This is a genomic window from Streptomyces sp. NPDC051219, assembly GCF_040682335.1.
Lineage (GTDB): Bacteria > Actinomycetota > Actinomycetes > Streptomycetales > Streptomycetaceae > Streptomyces.
The window spans coordinates 1-17,670 of sequence record NZ_JBFBAS010000033.1 but is presented as its reverse complement, the minus strand read 5'-3'; the positions used below and the strand labels follow the sequence as shown (position 1 = coordinate 17,670).

14 protein-coding genes and 3 pseudogenes are annotated in these 17,670 nt (G+C 70.4%); 6 read left to right on the top strand and 11 right to left on the bottom strand.

What is annotated here, in order from left to right; genetic code table 11:
- Positions 1 to 735 carry a hemolysin III family protein gene (locus AB0M62_RS28065; protein WP_366077079.1) on the bottom strand — a complete coding sequence of 245 codons (735 nt, stop codon included), beginning with the start codon at positions 733 to 735 and terminating at the stop codon, positions 1 to 3.
- A gap of 200 nt (positions 736 to 935) precedes the next feature.
- On the opposite strand from AB0M62_RS28065, the gene AB0M62_RS28060 reads away from it, so the two are divergent.
- Positions 936 to 2,756, top strand: a complete 1,821-nt coding sequence (locus AB0M62_RS28060; RefSeq protein ID WP_366077078.1) for a phosphoenolpyruvate carboxykinase (GTP) — start codon at positions 936 to 938, stop codon at positions 2,754 to 2,756.
- Positions 2,757 to 2,798: 42 nt separating this feature from the next.
- Here AB0M62_RS28060 and AB0M62_RS28055 read toward each other — a convergent pair whose 3' ends face one another.
- From AB0M62_RS28055 to AB0M62_RS28010, 10 genes and pseudogenes are all read right to left on the bottom strand, one after another.
- Positions 2,799 to 3,404, bottom strand: coding sequence for a hypothetical protein (locus tag AB0M62_RS28055; protein ID WP_366077077.1), 606 nt, complete (start codon positions 3,402 to 3,404; stop codon positions 2,799 to 2,801).
- Positions 3,391 to 5,040 carry a substrate-binding and VWA domain-containing protein gene (locus AB0M62_RS28050; protein WP_366077076.1) on the bottom strand — a complete coding sequence of 550 codons (1,650 nt, stop codon included), beginning with the start codon at positions 5,038 to 5,040 and terminating at the stop codon, positions 3,391 to 3,393. Before AB0M62_RS28050 ends, AB0M62_RS28055 begins: the two co-directional genes overlap by 14 nt.
- Complete coding sequence (locus AB0M62_RS28045) at positions 5,037 to 6,212, bottom strand: toxic anion resistance protein (protein WP_366077075.1); 1,176 nt, start codon at positions 6,210 to 6,212, stop codon at positions 5,037 to 5,039. The genes AB0M62_RS28050 and AB0M62_RS28045 overlap by 4 nt, the downstream gene beginning before the upstream one ends.
- Positions 6,213 to 6,224: 12 nt before the next feature.
- Positions 6,225 to 7,334, bottom strand: coding sequence for a hypothetical protein (locus AB0M62_RS28040; RefSeq protein WP_366077074.1), 1,110 nt, complete (start codon positions 7,332 to 7,334; stop codon positions 6,225 to 6,227).
- 191 nt (positions 7,335 to 7,525) lie between these two features.
- Entirely contained in the window at positions 7,526 to 7,903 is a 378-nt protein-coding gene (locus AB0M62_RS28035; protein WP_366077073.1) for a hypothetical protein, read from the bottom strand.
- An 85-nt stretch (positions 7,904 to 7,988) separates the two neighbouring features.
- Positions 7,989 to 9,200: a pyridoxal phosphate-dependent aminotransferase gene (locus tag AB0M62_RS28030; RefSeq protein WP_366077072.1), complete on the bottom strand. Its 1,212-nt coding sequence runs from the start codon at positions 9,198 to 9,200 to the stop codon at positions 7,989 to 7,991.
- 353 nt (positions 9,201 to 9,553) lie between these two features.
- A pseudogene (locus tag AB0M62_RS28025) lies at positions 9,554 to 9,643 on the bottom strand (RNA-guided endonuclease TnpB family protein); the annotation flags it as partial.
- A 183-nt stretch (positions 9,644 to 9,826) separates the two neighbouring features.
- Positions 9,827 to 10,690 carry an arylamine N-acetyltransferase gene (locus AB0M62_RS28020; protein ID WP_366077071.1) on the bottom strand — a complete coding sequence of 288 codons (864 nt, stop codon included), beginning with the start codon at positions 10,688 to 10,690 and terminating at the stop codon, positions 9,827 to 9,829.
- A gap of 164 nt (positions 10,691 to 10,854) precedes the next feature.
- Positions 10,855 to 12,489, bottom strand: coding sequence for a D-aminoacylase (locus AB0M62_RS28015; protein ID WP_366077070.1), 1,635 nt, complete (start codon positions 12,487 to 12,489; stop codon positions 10,855 to 10,857).
- A 10-nt stretch (positions 12,490 to 12,499) separates the two neighbouring features.
- Complete coding sequence (locus tag AB0M62_RS28010; protein ID WP_366077119.1) at positions 12,500 to 13,792, bottom strand: alanine racemase; 1,293 nt, start codon at positions 13,790 to 13,792, stop codon at positions 12,500 to 12,502.
- Between the two features lie 141 nt (positions 13,793 to 13,933).
- Between AB0M62_RS28010 and AB0M62_RS28005 the strand changes: the two genes are divergently transcribed.
- From AB0M62_RS28005 to AB0M62_RS27985, 5 genes and pseudogenes are all read left to right on the top strand, one after another.
- Complete coding sequence (locus tag AB0M62_RS28005; RefSeq protein WP_366077069.1) at positions 13,934 to 15,163, top strand: sugar kinase; 1,230 nt, start codon at positions 13,934 to 13,936, stop codon at positions 15,161 to 15,163.
- The gene (locus tag AB0M62_RS28000) at positions 15,160 to 15,924 is read left to right on the top strand and encodes an IclR family transcriptional regulator (RefSeq protein ID WP_366077068.1); all 765 of its coding nucleotides are present in this window, start codon (positions 15,160 to 15,162) and stop codon (positions 15,922 to 15,924) included. The genes AB0M62_RS28005 and AB0M62_RS28000 overlap by 4 nt, the downstream gene beginning before the upstream one ends.
- 16 nt (positions 15,925 to 15,940) lie before the next feature.
- Positions 15,941 to 16,360 carry a RidA family protein gene (locus AB0M62_RS27995; protein ID WP_366077067.1) on the top strand — a complete coding sequence of 140 codons (420 nt, stop codon included), beginning with the start codon at positions 15,941 to 15,943 and terminating at the stop codon, positions 16,358 to 16,360.
- Between the two features lie 98 nt (positions 16,361 to 16,458).
- Positions 16,459 to 16,761: pseudogene (locus AB0M62_RS27990) on the top strand (GntP family permease); the annotation flags it as partial.
- 53 nt (positions 16,762 to 16,814) lie between these two features.
- Positions 16,815 to 17,578: pseudogene (locus AB0M62_RS27985) on the top strand (IS5 family transposase); the annotation flags it as partial.
- Positions 17,579 to 17,670 lie beyond the last annotated feature (92 nt).

Here is a 17,670-nt window from a genome sequence, read left to right as displayed (position 1 = left end):
TCAGGCGTGCTGGTAGGCCACCAGGGAGATGCCGATGTAGTGCACCACGAAGGCGGCGAGGGTGAGCGAGTGGAAGACCTCGTGGAACCCGAACCACCGCGGTGACGGGTTGGGGCGCTTGATGCCGTAGATCACGCCGCCGGCGCTGTAGAGCAGTCCACCGACGATCACGCAGACGAGCACGGCGATTCCCCCCGCGCGCATGAAGTCGGGCAGGAAGAAGACCGCCGCCCAGCCCATCGCGATGTAACAGGGTGTGTAGAGCCAGCGCGGGGCGCCGACCCAGAAGACGCGGAAGGCGATCCCGGCCAGCGCCGCGGCCCAGACCGCCCACAGGAGCGTCCGTCCGGTCGACGCGGGGAGGAGCAGCATGGTCAGCGGGGTATAGGTACCCGCGATGATCAGGAAGATGTTGGCGTGGTCGAGCCTGCGCAGGACGGCTTCGCCGCGTGGGCCCCAGGTGCCGCGGTGGTAGAGCGCGCTGACGCCGAAGAGGAGGCATGCGGTCAGGATGTAGATCCCGCAGGCCACCCGGGCGCGCGTGGAGTCGGTGAAGGCGATCAGTGCCACCCCGGCCACCAGCACCGCCGGGAACATTCCGGCGTGCAGCCAGCCGCGCAGTTTGGGCTTGACCGGAGTGGGGAGCTGGATTTCGACCGGCCCCTCGTCCGACTCGTGGGGGCCTGAGGAGTGCGGGCGCGAGTCGTCGGACGCGGCTGAAGTCATGGCATCCATGCTACCTACGCAACCGTAGGTTACGTAACGGTACGAAACAGTCGAGTGGCGATGCTCACGTGAGGGGTCCTCTGGACATATGGGCGGAGTGCACCGATGATCAGATGAGTGCGGTCGGCACCGGATGAGCGGCTACGAAGCATCCGGGTCGCAGCCCCCACGGGGCATATACCTAAAAAACCCCTCATCAAGGAGCAATCGTGGCGCGCGACAACGCGGCTCCCACCGTCCCGACCAACCACCAGGAACTGATCTCCTGGGTCGACGAGATCGCTGCCCTCACCGAGCCCGACCAGGTGGTCTGGTGCGACGGTTCCGAGGCCGAGTACGAGCGCCTGTGCGACGAGCTCGTCGCCAAGGGCACGTTCAAGAAGCTCGACCCGATCAAGCGCCCGAACTCGTACTACGCCGCCTCCGACCCGACCGACGTCGCGCGCGTCGAGGACCGGACCTTCATCTGCTCCGAGAAGGAAGAGGACGCGGGCCCGACCAACCACTGGAAGGACCCCGCCGAGATGCGGGAGATCTTCGCCGGTGAGGAGGGCGTCTTCCGCGGCTCCATGCGCGGTCGCACCATGTACGTCGTGCCCTTCTGCATGGGCCCGGTCGGCTCGCCGCTGTCCGCCATCGGCGTCGAGATCACCGACTCCGCCTACGTCGCCGTCGCCATGCGCACCATGACCCGTATGGGTCAGCTGGTCCTCGACGAGCTCGGCTCCGACGGGTTCTTCGTCAAGGCCGTCCACACCCTCGGCGCGCCGCTCGCCGAGGGTCAGGCGGACGTCCCGTGGCCCTGCAACTCCACCAAGTACATCTCGCACTTCCCCGAGTCGCGCGAGATCTGGTCCTACGGTTCCGGCTACGGCGGCAACGCCCTGCTCGGCAAGAAGTGCTACGCCCTGCGCATCGCCTCCGTCATGGCGCGCGACGAGGGCTGGCTGGCCGAGCACATGCTCATCCTGAAGCTCACCCCGCCGCACGGTGAGTCGAAGTACGTCGCCGCCGCCTTCCCGAGCGCCTGCGGCAAGACGAACCTCGCCATGCTGGAGCCCACGATCTCCGGCTGGACGGTCGAAACCATCGGCGACGACATCGCCTGGATGCGGTTCGGCGAGGACGGCCGCCTCTACGCGATCAACCCCGAGGCCGGCTTCTTCGGCGTCGCGCCCGGCACCGGTGAGCACACCAACGCCAACGCCATGAAGACCATGTGGGGCAACTCGGTCTTCACCAACGTCGCGCTCACCGACGACAACGACGTGTGGTGGGAGGGCATGACCGAGGAGCTGCCCGCGCACCTCACCGACTGGAAGGGCAACGACTGGACGCCGGAGTCCGGCACTCCGGCCGCCCACCCCAACGCCCGCTTCACCGTCCCGGCCGGGCAGTGCCCGATCATCGCGCCGGAGTGGGAGGACCCGAAGGGTGTGCCGATCTCGGCGATCCTCTTCGGCGGCCGCCGCGCCACCGCCGTGCCGCTGGTGACCGAGTCCTTCGACTGGCAGCACGGTGTCTTCCTCGGCGCGAACGTCGCGTCCGAGAAGACCGCCGCCGCCGAGGGCAAGGTCGGCGAGCTGCGCCGCGACCCCTTCGCCATGCTGCCGTTCTGCGGCTACAACATGGGCGACTACATGGGCCACTGGGTCAAGGTCGGTGCCGACAAGGACCCGGCGAAGCTCCCGAAGATCTACTACGTCAACTGGTTCCGCAAGAACGACGCGGGCAAGTTCGTGTGGCCCGGCTTCGGCGAGAACAGCCGCGTCCTGAAGTGGATCGTCGAGCGCCTGGAGGGCAAGGCCGAGGGTGTCGAGACCCCCATCGGCATCCTCCCGACCAAGGAGGCCCTGGACACCGACGGCCTCGACCTCTCCGAGTCCGACCTCGACTTCCTGCTCACGGTCGACAAGGAGGTCTGGCGCGAGGAGGCGGCCCTGGTCCCCGAGCACCTCAACACCTTCGGCGACCACGCCCCGAAGGAACTGTGGGACGAGTACCGCGCGCTGGTGAAGCGCCTCGGCTAGTTTTTCGTTCGGATCCTGCCAGGCGCCGGCACAGGAGGAGCGCTAGGAGCGTTCCCGCTCCTCCAGGTAGTGCGTATGCGTCCGCTGACGGCGGGCCTCTGCTTCGCGGAGGCCCGCCGTCAGCGCGTCCGCCTCGTTGAACAGAACCGCCAGCTGGCGCTCCAGGTGCCGCTCCGGAGGTTCCGTTCCCGGCCCGAGCCGCGTCCACCACCGGGTGCGTACGTACGTGTCGACGCACTCCGGAACGTCCTGGCGGATCGCGCGCGAGAGGGCGTGCACCGCCTCAGGCTCACCGGCGAGCGCGTCCGTGACCCAGCCCGGATCGAGCAGCGCCGCGTACAGCTGCCGCAGCTCCGTCAGCTTCCCGGCCGCCGCCGGGGGCAGCTCCAGCGAATCGAGGTAGGCCTGGAGCGTGCCGAAGTCCTCTCGCAATACGCCCAGTTGCTCCGCAGGGTCCGGGAAGTGCGGCGCGGCCGGCCGCTCCGGCGGGGCGATCAGCGCGCCCGCGCCGTACAGTCCGGCGACGACCGCCGGCCAGTACGCACCGGCCAGCCCGGTGAAGGTGAGGGCCAGCCCCGCCACCCCGCACGCAGAACCGGTGAGGTTCTTGCGGGACTCCAGGTAGCTCAGGAACCTATTGGTAGCCACGGATCTCCTCGAAGGCGCCGTCCAATGAGCTCTTCCCGCCGGTTCCGCCGGCCCCGTCCGTCGCGTCGAAGAGCCGGCCGCCGGTCAGCGACGCGATGTGCTCCAGTTCCGCGCGGTCGGAGTCGCCGAAGAGGACGGTGAAGACGGGCGTGGAGCGCTGCGCGTGCGGCAACCCGGCGTAGAAGGCGTCGAAGTCGCCGGCGTTCGTCCCTCGGGTGTTCTCGCCGTCGGTCATCAGCACGATGGAGGTGAAGGCGTCACCGTCGCCCTGGTCCAGCCGGCGGTACGCCTCCTGAAGGCTGCTGTAGATCGCCGTGTCTCCGTCCGCGGTCATCGACCGGGCGTCCGCCCGGATCGCGTCCAGCGCCGCCGACGGATCGCCCGGCTCGACCGTGTGCGTACGGACTCGCTTCACCTTCGATCCGAACGGCATCAAGGTCACCTCCTCCCGGTCCCGGAAGCGCTGTCCGGGCGGGGAGGAGCCCGTTCCGGTGAGTTCGGCCAGTGCGCTCTTGAGCTGCCCCAGCCTGTCGTCCTCCGCCATCGAGCCCGAGGTGTCCAGGACGTACACCGTGCGCGACGGCCTGCGCAGGTCGTTCTCGTACGAGGCGAGCAGTCCGTCGGCGACCGACCGGCTGCCGGGGAAGGGGAGTTCACGCCGCTTGTCCGCGGCCAGTCCCGGCGCGGGCGTCACCCCGGACACCACCGGCCGCCTGAAGGTCTGCCCGGTCAGCGCGCCCTGTGCCTCGGGGCTGCGCAGATAGCCGGTCAGCAGCCGCATCGACTCGCGTGCTCCCTCCGGCGCCCCGGTCAGGAGAGTGAGCGGATAGTCGGCGGTGACGACGCCGTCCCTGGGCCGGATCACGGTCAGCCCGGCCTTGCTGTCGCGGTTCATCGAGAGCAGGACGGACTCGTAGTTCACCAGCGCGTCGACCGTGCCGCGCCGGGTGTACGCGGTGGCCAGCCACCCCGAGGATCCCGAGGTCAGCTTCTGTCCGGCGAAGAACTCCTTCAGCCGCGGGGTAGCCCTGCGGACGTCCGCGTCGGTGAGTGCGGCCTGCGCGCCGGACAGTGCGGATGCGACCGAGACGAGCGCGGAGAAACCGGAGTTGGACCGCACCGGGTCGGTCATCCCGTATGTCAGCTTCCCGGCCGCCACCGCCTGATGGACCTGGGACCAGGTGACGGCCTCCGGCTGCCAGCCCAGCGCGGCGACGGTCTCACGCTTCACCCCGAGCGCGACCGGCGACGACATCACCGGAGTCTCGCTGGTGAGCTTCGGGGCCACGCCGGGGCGCAGCCGCAGGTAGTCGTTGGACGACAGCCAGACGGCGTCGTACTTCCCGTCCGCCTGTCCGGAAGCGATCTGTTCGACCGCGTCGAGCGTCCCGGTCCAGGTCGGCTGCACGGTGACGCCGGTCTCCTTGCGCGCCTGCTCCAGGACGGGCTTCATGTCGGAGAGTTCACTGGAGGCGAGCACGCGCAGGGTGCCGGGCCGGTAGGTGGCGGCCGGACCGCCGCCGGACTCGTCCCCGCCGCCCGAACAGGCGCCGGCGCCGGCCAGCAGCACCAGGCCGAGCAACGCCGACGCGGCACGAAGCGCCTTCCGGTCGGGGAGGCCCTCCCGCGGCGTCACAGCCCGCCCCCTTCCAGCGCGCCGGCCGGGCGGGTGCGCTCCAAGTGCGCGCTCGCCTGCTGGAGTTCGCCGGTCAGCGCCTCGACGGTCGCCGCCATCGACTCCGTCGCCTGGACCTTGTACGTGTCGATGGCGTCCAGCGTCCGGTAGATCTGCTGGAACGCCGTGCGCAGCGTCTCCGCACCCACAGCCGGGTCGGCCGCGATGCGCTGGATCTCCCCGCTCTGGGTGGCAAGCATCCCGGCGTTGCCGCGGATCAGATCCTCGGTCGTCGCGCGGAGCGTGTTGACCTGTTCGGTCACCTTGCGCTGGCTGTCCAGGGCGGAGGCCAGCATTACGGCGATGCGCAGCGCCGAGACGGTCGTGGTCGCCGCCCGGTCGACGCCCTTGATCAGTTCCTCGTTGTTGCGGCGTACGACATCCATCGCGAGGTACCCCTGCGTGCACACCGCGAGCTGCGTCAGCAGGTCCTGCTGCTTCTGCCGGACCGGGAAGAGGACATCGGCGCGCAGGGCATCCGCCTGGGCCGGGTCGGCGGTCCCGGCGGCGGCGATACGCTGCTCGACCGCTGCGTCGAGTGCCTCGGTGAGAACGGCGTACTCCTGGAGCTTGCCCATCGTCTCCCACAGCCGGGTGCGTTCGGTGTGGAGCGCGGCGTTGTCGCGGCGCAGTTCGTCCTGGCCCCCGCGCAGCGAGCCGACGATCTTGTTCAGAGTGGCTTGCGAAGAGGCGTACTTGGCGACATGGTCCCGCAGCCTGTTGCCGCCGGGCAGTTTGGCCAGCAGCCGCCGTGCCCCCTTGCCCGGGGTGTCGCGCGGGTCCAGGTCCTCCACTGTGCGTCGGAGTTCGACCAGGGAGGAGGAGACGCGGGACTGAGCGTCCTCGCCACCGGTGGACAGGCTGCGCACGGTACGGTCCAGCATCCGGTTCGACTGCTGCGCGGCGCTGCGGATGTCGCCCGACCCGAGCCCGGCGATCTCGCCGATCCGGGTGGCGAACTCGGGGGAGCGTGCGTCCAGGCCGACGAGGGTGGCGACGTACTCCGCGGCGCGGCGCGCCATGTCCTCCCGTACGCCGTCGCCGACCGGTACCAGCCCGGCGGCCTGTTCCCTGCCGACCCGGGCGACCGGCTCCGGCGGGGTGAGGACCAGCTCACTCTGTTCGGTTGTCATCTTCGGGACTCCCTAGCCCCGGGCCCGCTGCGCCATCGCGTGCAGCACCTTGGAGGTGGGCACGGGCGCCTGGCGGACTCCGGTCAGCTTCTGGTTGAGGTAAGCGGTGTGGGCCGCGGTCGCGGCGGTGAACTCGGGCGCGGCGCCCTGCGGGCGGTAGCCGTGGCGTACGGCCAGCTCGCGCAGCCGCTTGTCGGTGCTGAGCAACTCGCCCAGGGCTCGCCCCAGTTCGGTCAGGGGAACGAGGGTGTGGTCGCTGGCGACGGTGGTGTCCGGGTAGAGGACCACGAGGTCACCCACCTCCTGCTCACGCATGAGCAGGGAGGCCACCTGCGACTCGTAGACCAGCACCAGCGGGTTTCCGACCCCGCTGATGAAGTCCCGGAACGGGGCGTCGCTGCTGGTCTGCTGCGCGCCCTGGACGGTGACCAGCTTCCGGAGCAGGGGAGCGGTCCGGCCGACGGACGCGTCGTCCGTGGCGACCTTGCCGCCGTCGGCGACATAGGACGCGGCGGCCAGATACAGCGCCCCCGAGTTGGAGGCGACGGGATCGGTCGTGGTGATGAAGACCGTCCCGGTCAGCTCGCTCTGTCCGGCGGCGCCGTCCAGCTGCTGCCAGGTCCTGTCCGCCCCGGCGGCCTTCAGATAAGGCTCCATCAGCAGCGTGCCGGTCGCCTTGCCGCCCATCCTGGCCAGGCCGTTGGCCGCGAGGACGCGTGCCGCGCCGCTGTGCGCGACGACCACGAGCGGCGAGTAGAAGGGCCGCGGCGGCGTGCCCTTGAGGGCAGACTTGCGCAGCAGCTCATCGGCCGGTGCCTTGCTGCCGGGGAAGGCGAAGTCGTAGCCCTTGAGCGGGAGTTGTTCCATCGCCCAGGAGCCGGCGGTCTCCGCCTTCACGGTGAAGCCCTTGGCAGCAAGGGCCTTCACCACATCCGGATCGGCGAAGAACTCCGCCTTCTCCGATCCGATCACTCCGCGCACGGTCTTCGTTGCCGTGGCGCCTTCCGACTCCTGGCTCTTCCGGCCTGCCACGACGGCTACTGCCACGCCGCCGATGAGCAGGACCGCCAGGACGATTCCGAGGATTCGTCTCACGGGGGCAGCGTGCCCGCGGAAACCCACATTCCAGGCTGAGTTGAATGAACGACGGGTGTCCGCCTGATCCCGGTACGCAACCGGAAGGGGACTCTCCGCCGGGACTCTCCGCCGGGACTCTCGGACAGGACTCTCCGGCCGGGCGGGCGTGCGCCCGGGCTCGAAGGGGGTGTGTGGCACCCGGTCCGCGCGCCTCCGCGGCCCGCGGACCGGGGCCGTCAGTGGGCGCTCGCCAGTTCCAGCGCGGCGGAGTGCGCGTCCATACGCTCGGCCGCGAGGATCGCGGCGGCGGTGTCGGCACGGGAGGCGGCGACGACCAGGGCGCGGCCCGCGATGTCGTAGGCACGGCGGTGGAGGACGCCGGCGCCGGCGTCGGTGAGGCCCGTGTGGCGGACCGGCGGGGCGCCGCGCAGCCTGGCAACCTGGCCGGCGATGCGCTCGGCGGCCCCCGCGTCGCCCAGCTCGTCGGTGACCGCAAGGAGCGCGGCCAGATGGCCTGCGAGCTGGATGTCCAGCTCCTCCTCGCGGCTGCGGTGCGGGTAGTCGGCGCCACGGTCCATGCCATGGACCGACTTGGTGCGGATCGGCTCGTACATGGGGATGGCCTCCTGCGCGGGTCGTCAGGAGGCCATCCTAGCTTAGATGCAGTCTAAAGTTGAGTGGTGTCTGAGGGTGGCCGGATTACGGCTGGGTGTAGCCGTCCAGGAAGTTCCCGATCCGGGTGACCGCGTCCGCGAGATCCTCGGTGTTCGGCAGGGTGACGATCCGGAAGTGATCCGGCTCCGGCCAGTTGAAGCCCGTGCCGTGCACGACCATGATCTTCTCGGCACGGAGGAGGTCGAGGACCATGGCCCGGTCGTCCTTGATCTTGAAGACCTTGGGGTCGAGCCGCGGGAAGAGGTACAGCGCGCCCTTCGGCTTGACGCAGGTCACCCCGGGAATAGCGGTGAGCAGCTCGTACGCGGTGTTCCGCTGTTCCAGGATCCGGCCGCCGGGCAGGACGAGGTCCTCGATCGACTGGCGGCCGCCGAGCGCCGTGGCCACCGCGTGCTGCGAGGGCATGTTGGCGCAGAGCCGCATATTGGCCAGGATCGTCAGACCCTCGATGTACGAGGCGGCGTGCGCTTTGGGCCCGCAGACCGCCATCCAGCCGCTGCGGTAGCCCGCGACCCGGTAGTTCTTGGACAGCCCGTTGAACGTCAGGGTCAGCAGATCCGGGGCGATGGCGGCCGTCGGGGTGTGCGTGGCGCCGTCGTAGAGGATCTTGTCGTAGATCTCGTCGGAGCAGACGACCAGGTTGTGCCGGCGGGCGATCTCCGTCAGGGAGCGCAGCATCTCGTCGTCGTACACCGCGCCCGTCGGATTGTTCGGGTTGATGATGACGATCGCCTTGGTGCGATCGGTGATCTTCCGCTCGACGTCGGCGAGGTCGGGCATCCAGTCGGACTGTTCGTCGCAGCGGTAGTGCACGGCCGTGCCGCCCGCGAGGGAGACCGACGCGGTCCACAGCGGATAGTCCGGGGCCGGCACGAGGACCTCGTCGCCGTCGTCGAGCAGCGCCTGCATCGACATCTGGATCAGCTCGGAGACGCCGTTGCCGAGGTAGATATCCTCGACGTCCAACTCGATGCCCTTGGTCTGGTAGTGCTGCATGACCGCGCGGCGTGCGGACAGCAGACCCTTCGCGTCGCCGTACCCGTGCGCGCCGCCGAGGTTGCGCAGCATGTCTTCGAGGATCTCGGGCGGGCACTCGAAACCGAAGGCGGCGGGGTTGCCGGTGTTGAGCTTGAGGATGCGGTGACCTGCTGCCTCGAGCCGCATCGCCTCCTCGAGAACCGGGCCCCGGATTTCGTAACAGACGTTGGCGAGCTTCGTTGACTGGATCACCTGCATGCCGGGAGCTTACGGGGCCTCGGTGACGTCCGCCTCGTCTTTTGAGGCGCTTTTGAGCCGCACGGCCGTGACGAGAATGTCCCGTTTGGCGCATCACTCGGTGGGAGCGCCGTCTGCCCTTCGAAAACACCGACGCGACGCGGCCGACACCTGCGGTTTACGCGGGGCAGGAGCGGCCGACGGCCGGCGATGTTGTCCTCGTCACCCCCGGAGGGGCAGGCTGCCGGTACCGGATCGGTGCCCGGACGCGGTGACGGCGCTGAGGGCCGTCACCCGTCGGCGCACTTCCTGGGGCGGGAGGAGACGCGGGTCGACTGGGTCGGGGACCTTCCGGCAGCCCCGGCACAGCCCGCCTTGTTCAGCCCGGCCTTCGCGGCAGCGCCGTTCGGCCGGAAACTGCCAGGCGTCTTCGGGTCGGGCTTCGCCTTGGGTGCGCGGACCATGGTCGCGAAGCAGCCACGGCCCTGGACTCCGGCAGGCCCGTGGAATTCGGGGAAACCGTGCTGCGCACAGAAGGGCTTGAGCGCCAGGGCCGGTCCTTGCTCTGGCGCGATGTGGCGGCGATCGAACCGACGGACAACGGCAGTGTCCGGATCACGGCCTGTGGACACAGTGGTGACTGGGCCTCAGAATCCCGGTTTCCCAACCTGGCTGCCTTTTGCATCCTGTCGCAGAGATTTCTCTGGTACCGCGATGCCGAAGTCGGCCCTCAGCACACGCACGACTTCGTCGTGACCGGACAGGTCCCGTTCCGTGCGGGTGCCGTCCGGCCGGGTCTCGACGAAGTGATGATCGTTGAGCGAAAGATGGGCGTCCGGCGTCGTCCGCTGGATGTAGAGCGTGTGGGAGAAGGGGGAGCGGGGATTCGTCGCGACGTGCCAGTTGATGACCTCGAAGTCCGGGGGCTCGTACGGCTCCAGGGTGAAGGCGTACTGGTCCGTCCACGCGCCGTCCTCGTACGCCTGGAGCACCCACAGCTCCAACGGCCCGTTGTGCGGCTGGTGGACGAGGCGGTGCCGGCGGGTGCCGTCCCGGAACTCGGTGTCCGCGACCAGCGGGACCGCTTCGAGCAGTGCGCCGCCCGCGCCGAAGCCGACGTCGGCGATATACGGCTGCTCCTCACCCGGCACGTCGAGCAGCAGCAGCATGTGCGTACGCGGCCGGATCGCACCCTTGGCGCCCAGCACGACGCGCGCGGCCAGGCGCGTGACGCCGAAGCCGAACGCCTCCAGCACGGCGGCGAAGAGCGTGTTGTGCTCGTAGCAGTATCCGCCCCGGCCACCGCGGACCAGTTTCGCCTCCAGGTCGGGCAGCGCGAGGGAGGGCGCGGACCCGGCGAGCGGGTCCAGGTTTTCGAACGGGATGCCGTACATATGGGCGAGGTGCAGGGAGCGCAGCGTCTGCACGTCCGCCCGCCGCTCCCCGGTCCAGCCGGTCCGGGCGAGGTAGGCGCCGAGGTCGAACTGCGGGGTGTTCTCTGTATCGGCCATACGGTTGACCCTACGTACCCCTCCACGGCCCTGCCTCGGCCCACGCGGTGACCGGCATTCCTCCCTTGGTCCTAGGCCGTTTCGGACCTGGGCCGGCTTCGGTCCCGGGCTGCCGTCGCTCCTGGGCCGCCTTCGGAGGTCGGTCGTTCTGTGCGACGATCCCGTCACGTCGGTCTTGACGACGTACGCCGGACCGACCGGCCCGCCAGGACATCCGTCCGCCTTCCGTCTTCGATCACGAGACGGCCGTCGATCAGGACATGCGGGATACCGGTCGGGAGGGTACGCGGGGCGTCGAAGGTGGAGCCCGCCGCGACCGTCTCGGGGTCGAAGAGGACGAGGTCGGCGCGGTAGCCCTCCCGTACGAGGCCGCGGTCGGGGAGGCGGAGACGGGCCGCCGGGCGGGAGGTCAGGTGGGCGACCGTCTCCTCCAGGCTCAGGATGCCCAACTCCCTCGCGTACCGGCCGAGGTAGTGGGGGAAGGTGCCGTACGCGCGCGGATGCGGCTTGTAGCCCTGGAGGATTCCGTCGCTGCCGCCGGTGTGCACCCGGTGCCGCATGATCGCGCGGACGTTCTCCTCGTGGCCGACGTGCTGGAGGATCGTCGAACCGAGCCTGTCGTCGATCAGCAGACGGCGTGCGGTGACCCAGGGCTCCTCGTTCCTCTCCGCCGCGCTGCGTGCGATCGTCTTGCCGACGCAGCCGGCCAGCCCCGGATCGGCGACCCCCGAGATCTCGATGGTGTCCCACTCGATGGGCACTCCGTGGCAGCCGTCGGCGCCGACCTCCTCCAGGACGTATCGGATCTTCTCGGCCGTCTCGTCGTCCCGCAGCCGTGCCAGGACCGCTTCCGGACCGCCCTCGCTCGCCCAGCTGGGCAGCATCGCGACGAGCGTGGTGCAGCCCGGCGTGTAGGGATAGCTGTCGAGGGAGATGTCCGCGCCACCGGCCAGTGCGTCGTCCAGCAGTGCGAGCAGCTCCGGCGCCTTCCCCTCGTTCACGCCGAAGTTCATCGTGGCGTGCGCGAGGTGGAGGGCGCAGCCGGCGTCACGGGTGAGGCCGACCATCTCCTCGTACGCCTGGAGTGCGCCCGCCCCGTAGGACCGGTGGTGCGGGCAGTAGTAGCCGTCGTACTGCGCCACGACCCGGCACAGCTCGGCCAGTTCGGCGTCGTTCGCGTACATGCCGGGCGTGTAGGTGAGGCCGGACGACATGCCGACCGCCCCCTCCTCCATCCCCTGCGCGACGAGCTGCTTCATCCGCTGTATCTCGGTCGGGGTCGCGCGGCGGTCCTCCCAGCCGACCGCGTACATCCGGACCGTGCCCTGCGGGATCAGATACGCCGCGTTGACGGCGACGCCCTGCCCCTCGAAGTTCCGGTCGAGCCGGTCCAGGTACTCGCCGACGGTCCGCCAGTCGAAGTCGATGTCGGAGCCGTCGCCGTTCCAGCCGGTGATCTGGCTGCGCACCTCGGCGAGTGTGCGGTCGTCGACCGGCGCGTACGACAGCCCGTCCTGGCCCAGGACTTCGAGGGTCACTCCCTGGGCGGCCTTGGCGGAGTGGTCGGGGTCGCGCAGCAGGGCGAGGTCGCTGTGCGCGTGCATGTCGATGAAACCGGGGGCGAGCGCGAGGCCGCTCGCGTCCAGAGTCCGTCTGCCGGAGAGGCGCGGACCGTCCCCCTCGCGCCGGACGGCGGCGATCCGGCAGCCGTCCGGGCCGCGGTCCAGGGCGACATCGGCCCGGTACGAGGCGCCGCCCGTACCGTCGACGACTTGTGCGTCGCGGATGACGAGTTCCATGGCGCGCCTCTCAGAAAAACGTGCGGACGAAGTCGGTGACCGTGCCGTCCGCCGCCACCAGCGGGATCAGCTGCCACTTGTCGAACACCGTGCAGGGGTGGGACAGCCCGAGGCCCACCCAGTCGCCCACCTCCAGCCGCGCCGACTCGTCGGTACGTACCCAGGTGTGCTGGTCGGACAGGCCACTGACGGTGATGCCGGTGGCGGGGCGGATGTCGCCGGTGCGGGCGTCACGTACGACCTGCGCCTCGGGCAGGCCGAGGTCGTAGGCGGCGTCGCGCTTGCCGGCGTTGAGGAACGCCTGCTGCGGGGTGGGTCGTGAGACGACCTGGGCCCACAGCCGGAAGGCCGGCTCCAGTGCGCCTTCCCCGGGGACCCGGTTGAAGGGGGTGAGGTGCTTGTAGTGGCCGTCGTCGTGGGAGACGTACGCACCGGAGCGCAGCAGCTTCAGTACGGGGAGGGAGAGGTCGGGGATCTCCGCGAAGACGTCCGCCACCGCGTCGAACCAGGCGCTGCCGCCCGCGCTGACGACGATCTCGTCGAGCCCGCACCCGGCGAACCGGCCCGCCTTGTCGAAGTCCGCCGCGAGGGCGGTGAGCCGGCGCAGCCAGGCGTGCACGCGGCCGCTGTCGGCGTCCGGTACCTCGCCCTCGTAACCGGCCACGCCCACCAGGCGCAGGGTGCCGGCCGCGGCGACCGCGTCGGCGACCGCGGCGCAGTCGGCGTCGCTGCGGGCGCCGGTACGGGCGCCGTCGCCCGCGGCCAGCTCCACGACCACATCGACGGGCCGGCGGGCGCCCGCGTCGCGCAGCGCGGCGTCCATCAGCTCGACGCCGCGCACCGAGTCGGCGTAACAGATGAACCGGAAGCCGGGGTCGGCGTCCAGCTGCCCCGCCAGCCAGCGCAGAGCCGCCGCGTCGACCAGCTCGTTGGCGAGGAAGATCCGCTGGATGCCGAAGGCGCGGTAGACACGTGCCTGGTGGGGGACGGCGGCGGTGATGCCCCAGGCACCGCGTTCCAGCTGGCGTTCGAAGAGCTGCGGCGACATGGAGGTCTTGCCGTGCGGGGCGAAGGCGAGCCCGTGCTGCTCGGCGTACGTCTCCAGGAGGGCGAGGTTGTGTTCGAGCGACTCGGCGGACAGGGCGAGTACGGGGGTGGTGAACCCGCCGGTGAAGAGGTTCCGGTGCTCGGCCGCCAGGGCGCCGACTGTGAGGCCCGCGGCCTCCGCGTCCGGCGGCAGGGCCTTGAAGCGGTGGTCGGCCGGTTCGAGGGCGAGTCGTCCGACGGCGGTGTCGGCGGCCATGGGGTCCTCCAGGAAGGTCGCATCCATCGCGTTGCACTCTCTGCAACGCCCATTGCGCATTTCGCTTACCGCTGTCTAACATCCGAGCCAACGGCGGGTCAATGGTGCCCGTCGACGGACAGTTGAGGAGCCTGAGCGATCGTGACCGCCCCCGGACCGGCAACCGGCTGCACGACCGGATACGCGGATGTCGTCGCACTCGGCGAGTCCATGGTCACGTTCCTCCCCTCGTGCCCGGGCAGCCTCGCCGACGTGCCGTCGTTCGAGCGCGCAATCGGCGGCGCCGAGTCCAACGTCGCCTGCTGCCTGGCGGCGTCCGGGCATACGGCGAAGTGGATCAGCCGGGTCGGCGCGGACGGCTTCGGCGACCACCTGGTCGCCGCGATCGCGGCGTACGGCGTCGACACGACGGCGGTCCAGCGTGACCCCCGCCGCCCGACGGGCATCTACTTCCGCACAGCCGGAGAACGCGCCACGGGCCGGGCACCGGCGCACGCTGGAGCCGCCGCCGGTGGGGCGAGTGCCGTGCCGGCGGGCGGTGGGACGAGTGCCGCGCCCGCCGCCGGGGCCGACGGGTTCGCCGAGGTCGCCTACTACCGGGCCGGTTCCGCCGCCTCCGCGATGTCGCCGCGGGCCATGCCGTACCGGGACCTGTGGTCCGGGCGGATCCTGCACCTCTCCGGGATCACCGCCGCCCTCTCCGACGACTGCCTGGCCCTGATGCGCGAACTCACCACCCGTCGCCCCGGCCGGCCCCTCGTCTCCTTCGACGTCAACCACCGCGCCGGCCTGTGGCGCGGCGCCGAGGGCCCCCGGGCCCTCCTCGACCTCGCGCGCGGCGCCGACATCGTCTTCGTCGGCGAGGACGAGGCGGAGGCCGCCTGGGGTCTGACCGACGGCCAGGCCATCCGCGCGGCACTCCCGGAACCGCAAGTCCTGGTGGTCAAGCAGGGCGCCGGGGGAGCCACGGCCTACACCTGCGGGGCCGGCGACGCTCCCGCTCCCGGCGGCCTCCCGCTCGCGGATGCGCGGGCGGGCGGGAGCGCGCGGGCACCCGGCGGCGACACCGTCACCTTCGTGCCCGCCGTCGACGTCGACGTCGTCGCGTCGGTCGGGGCCGGCGACGCCTTCGCCGCCGGGTTCCTCTCCGCCACGCTCCGGGGACTGCCCCCGGAACTGCGGCTCCGGCACGGACACCTCATGGCCGCCGCCGCCCTCACCGTCCCAGGTGACCTCGGCACTCCGCCCTCCCGCGCACACGCGGACCGCCTTGCCGAACTGGACGGCCCGGCCTGGGAGACACTTCACCTCGGCCCCGGCTGGACCGCGGCAGGGGCAGGGGAGGACCAGGTGGAGGTACGTACCGTATGAGCCAGACAGTCGACCGCGCGCTGAGCATCCTGCCGCTGCTCGCGGAGGGGCCCGCAGACCTCGGGCAGGTCGCCGACCGCCTCGGCGTGCACAAGTCAACCGCCCTCCGGCTGCTGCGCACGCTCCACGAGCACGGCCTCGTCTACCGCCAGCAGGACCAGCGCTACCGCCTCGGCGCCCGCCTCTTCGCACTCGCCCAGGAGGCCGTCGAGAACCTCGACGTCCGGGAGATCGCACACCCGCACCTCACCGCGCTCAACGAGCAGTGCGGCCACACCGTCCACCTCGCGGTGTACGAGGAGAAAGAGGTCCTCTACATCGACAAGGTCGAGAGCCGCTACCCGGTCCGGATGTACTCCCGGATCGGCAAGCCCGTCGCGATCACGGTCGCCGCCGTGGCCAAGCTGCTGCTCGCGGACCTGCCGGAGACCGAGCGGCGCGCGATCGCCGAGAAGCTCGACTACCCCATGTACACGCCCCGTTCGATCCCGAATGCCGGAGCCTTCCTCAAGGAGCTGGCGACCGTGCGCGAACAGGGCTGGGCCACCGACCTCGGCGGCCACGAGGAGTCCATCAACTGCATCGGGGCCCCCGTCCGCGGTGCGGACGGCCGGGTCGTCGCCGCCATGTCGGTCTCCGCGCCGAACGTCGTCGTCACCGCCGAGGAACTCCTCGCCCTCCTGCCCCTGGTGCGTCGCACCGCCGATGCCATCAGCCGGGAGTACTCAGGAACCGGCCCGAAGGGGGACAGCACCCCATGACCGAGAGGGACACCGCATGACCGAGAAGCTCGAGAAGACCGCACTCACGCCCGCCACCCATACCGCCCCGCCCGCCAAGTTCTCGCACGGCGTCCGCAAGGGCAACATCCTCCAGGTCGCGGGCCAGGTCGGCTTCCTGCCCGCGGTGGAGGGCAAGGCCCCGACGACCGCCGGACCGACCCTGCGCGAGCAGACTCTCCAGACCTTCGCCAACGTCAAGGCGATCCTGGAGGAGGGCGGCGCGAGCTGGGACGACGTGATGATGATGCGCGTCTACCTCACCGACGTGGACCACTTCGCCGAGATGAACGCGATCTACAACGCGTACTTCGAGGAGCAGGGCCTGAAGGAGGCCCCTGCCGCCCGTACGACCGTGTACGTCGGTCTGCCCAAGGGCCTTCTCATCGAGATCGACGCCCTGGCCGTCCTCGGCTGACGCACAGCCGGCCCGGCCCCCCGCCGCTCCAGCACCGCGGCACGGCAGCCGGCAGGGTGCCGTGCCGTGATCCCCCCTGCCCGGAAAGTCCCCCGTTACTGATCTCCCTCACCCTGCGGGTGGCCCAGGGGTCGGCGACAGTCGCGATCGTCACCACGGCCGGCATCGTCCTGCCGCTGGTGGAGGGCGGCGGTCACTCGCAGGCCTTCCTGGCCCTGGTGATCACGGCGATCTCCGCCGGTTCGATCTTCGCCTCGCACGTCAACGACGGCGGGTTCCGGATCGTCGCGAAGTACTTCGGTATCAGCGAGCGCGACACCCTCAAGTCCTGGACGGTTCTGGAGTCGGTCCTCTCGGTCGCGGGCTTCGCGGTCGCGGCCGCACTGAGCCTGGCCGTCTAGGTCGTGTCCGATGGGTCGTGTGACGCTCCCGCTGGGCACTCGTTTCGGGGGATATGGGGCGGGGAGATCTTTCGGATGAAGAATGGGCTCGGTTGGAGCCGCACTTGCCGGCGAACCGCGGGCGGGGTGGACGCTGGCAATGCCACCGTCGTGTGATCAACGGGATTCTGTTCCGGCAGCGGACCGGCCTCCCCTGGCGGGGCCTGCCGTCCCGATTCGGCAGCTGGAAGACGGTTCACGACCGTCATCGAAGGTGGTCTGCGGACGGCACGTGGGAGAGAATTCTGCGGGCCGTCCAGGCCGACGCCGATGCCGAGGGCCGGATCGACTGGAGCATGGTCAGCGTCGATTCCACGACTTGCCGCGCTCATCAGCACGCGGCTGGCGCCCCCACTCGCGCCCCGAAGTCTCCGGGTCGGCGAAGGAGACCGGCGCGTCACCGTTCTGAGAGGCCCTGGGACGCTCGCGAGGCGGGCTCACCTGCAAGATTCACCTTGCCGGGGAGGGCGGGTGCCGCCCGCTCGGGTTTGTGATCACGCCCGGCCAGTGGGGGGACGCACCGCAGATGATTCCCGTTTTGGAAGAGATCCGCGTGCCCCGGCAGGCTGGTGGACGACCGCGTACTCGACCCCACCATGTCGGGGGCGATAAGGCGTACTCGTCACGCCGTAACCGGCGTCACCTGCGTAGGCGCCAGATCAAGCACACGATCCCCGAGCCGAGAGACCAGCGGGCCAACCGCCAGCGCCGCGGCAGCCGAGGTGGCCGACCCACCGGGTTCGACAAGACGGCCTACCGCCGCCGCAACGAAGTCGAGACGAGCAAGCCGCAGTGCTGTCATACCTGTGGCTCGATGGCATCGTCGTCGGTTCCTTCCGATCCGGTGTTCATGATGGTCTGCTGATGATG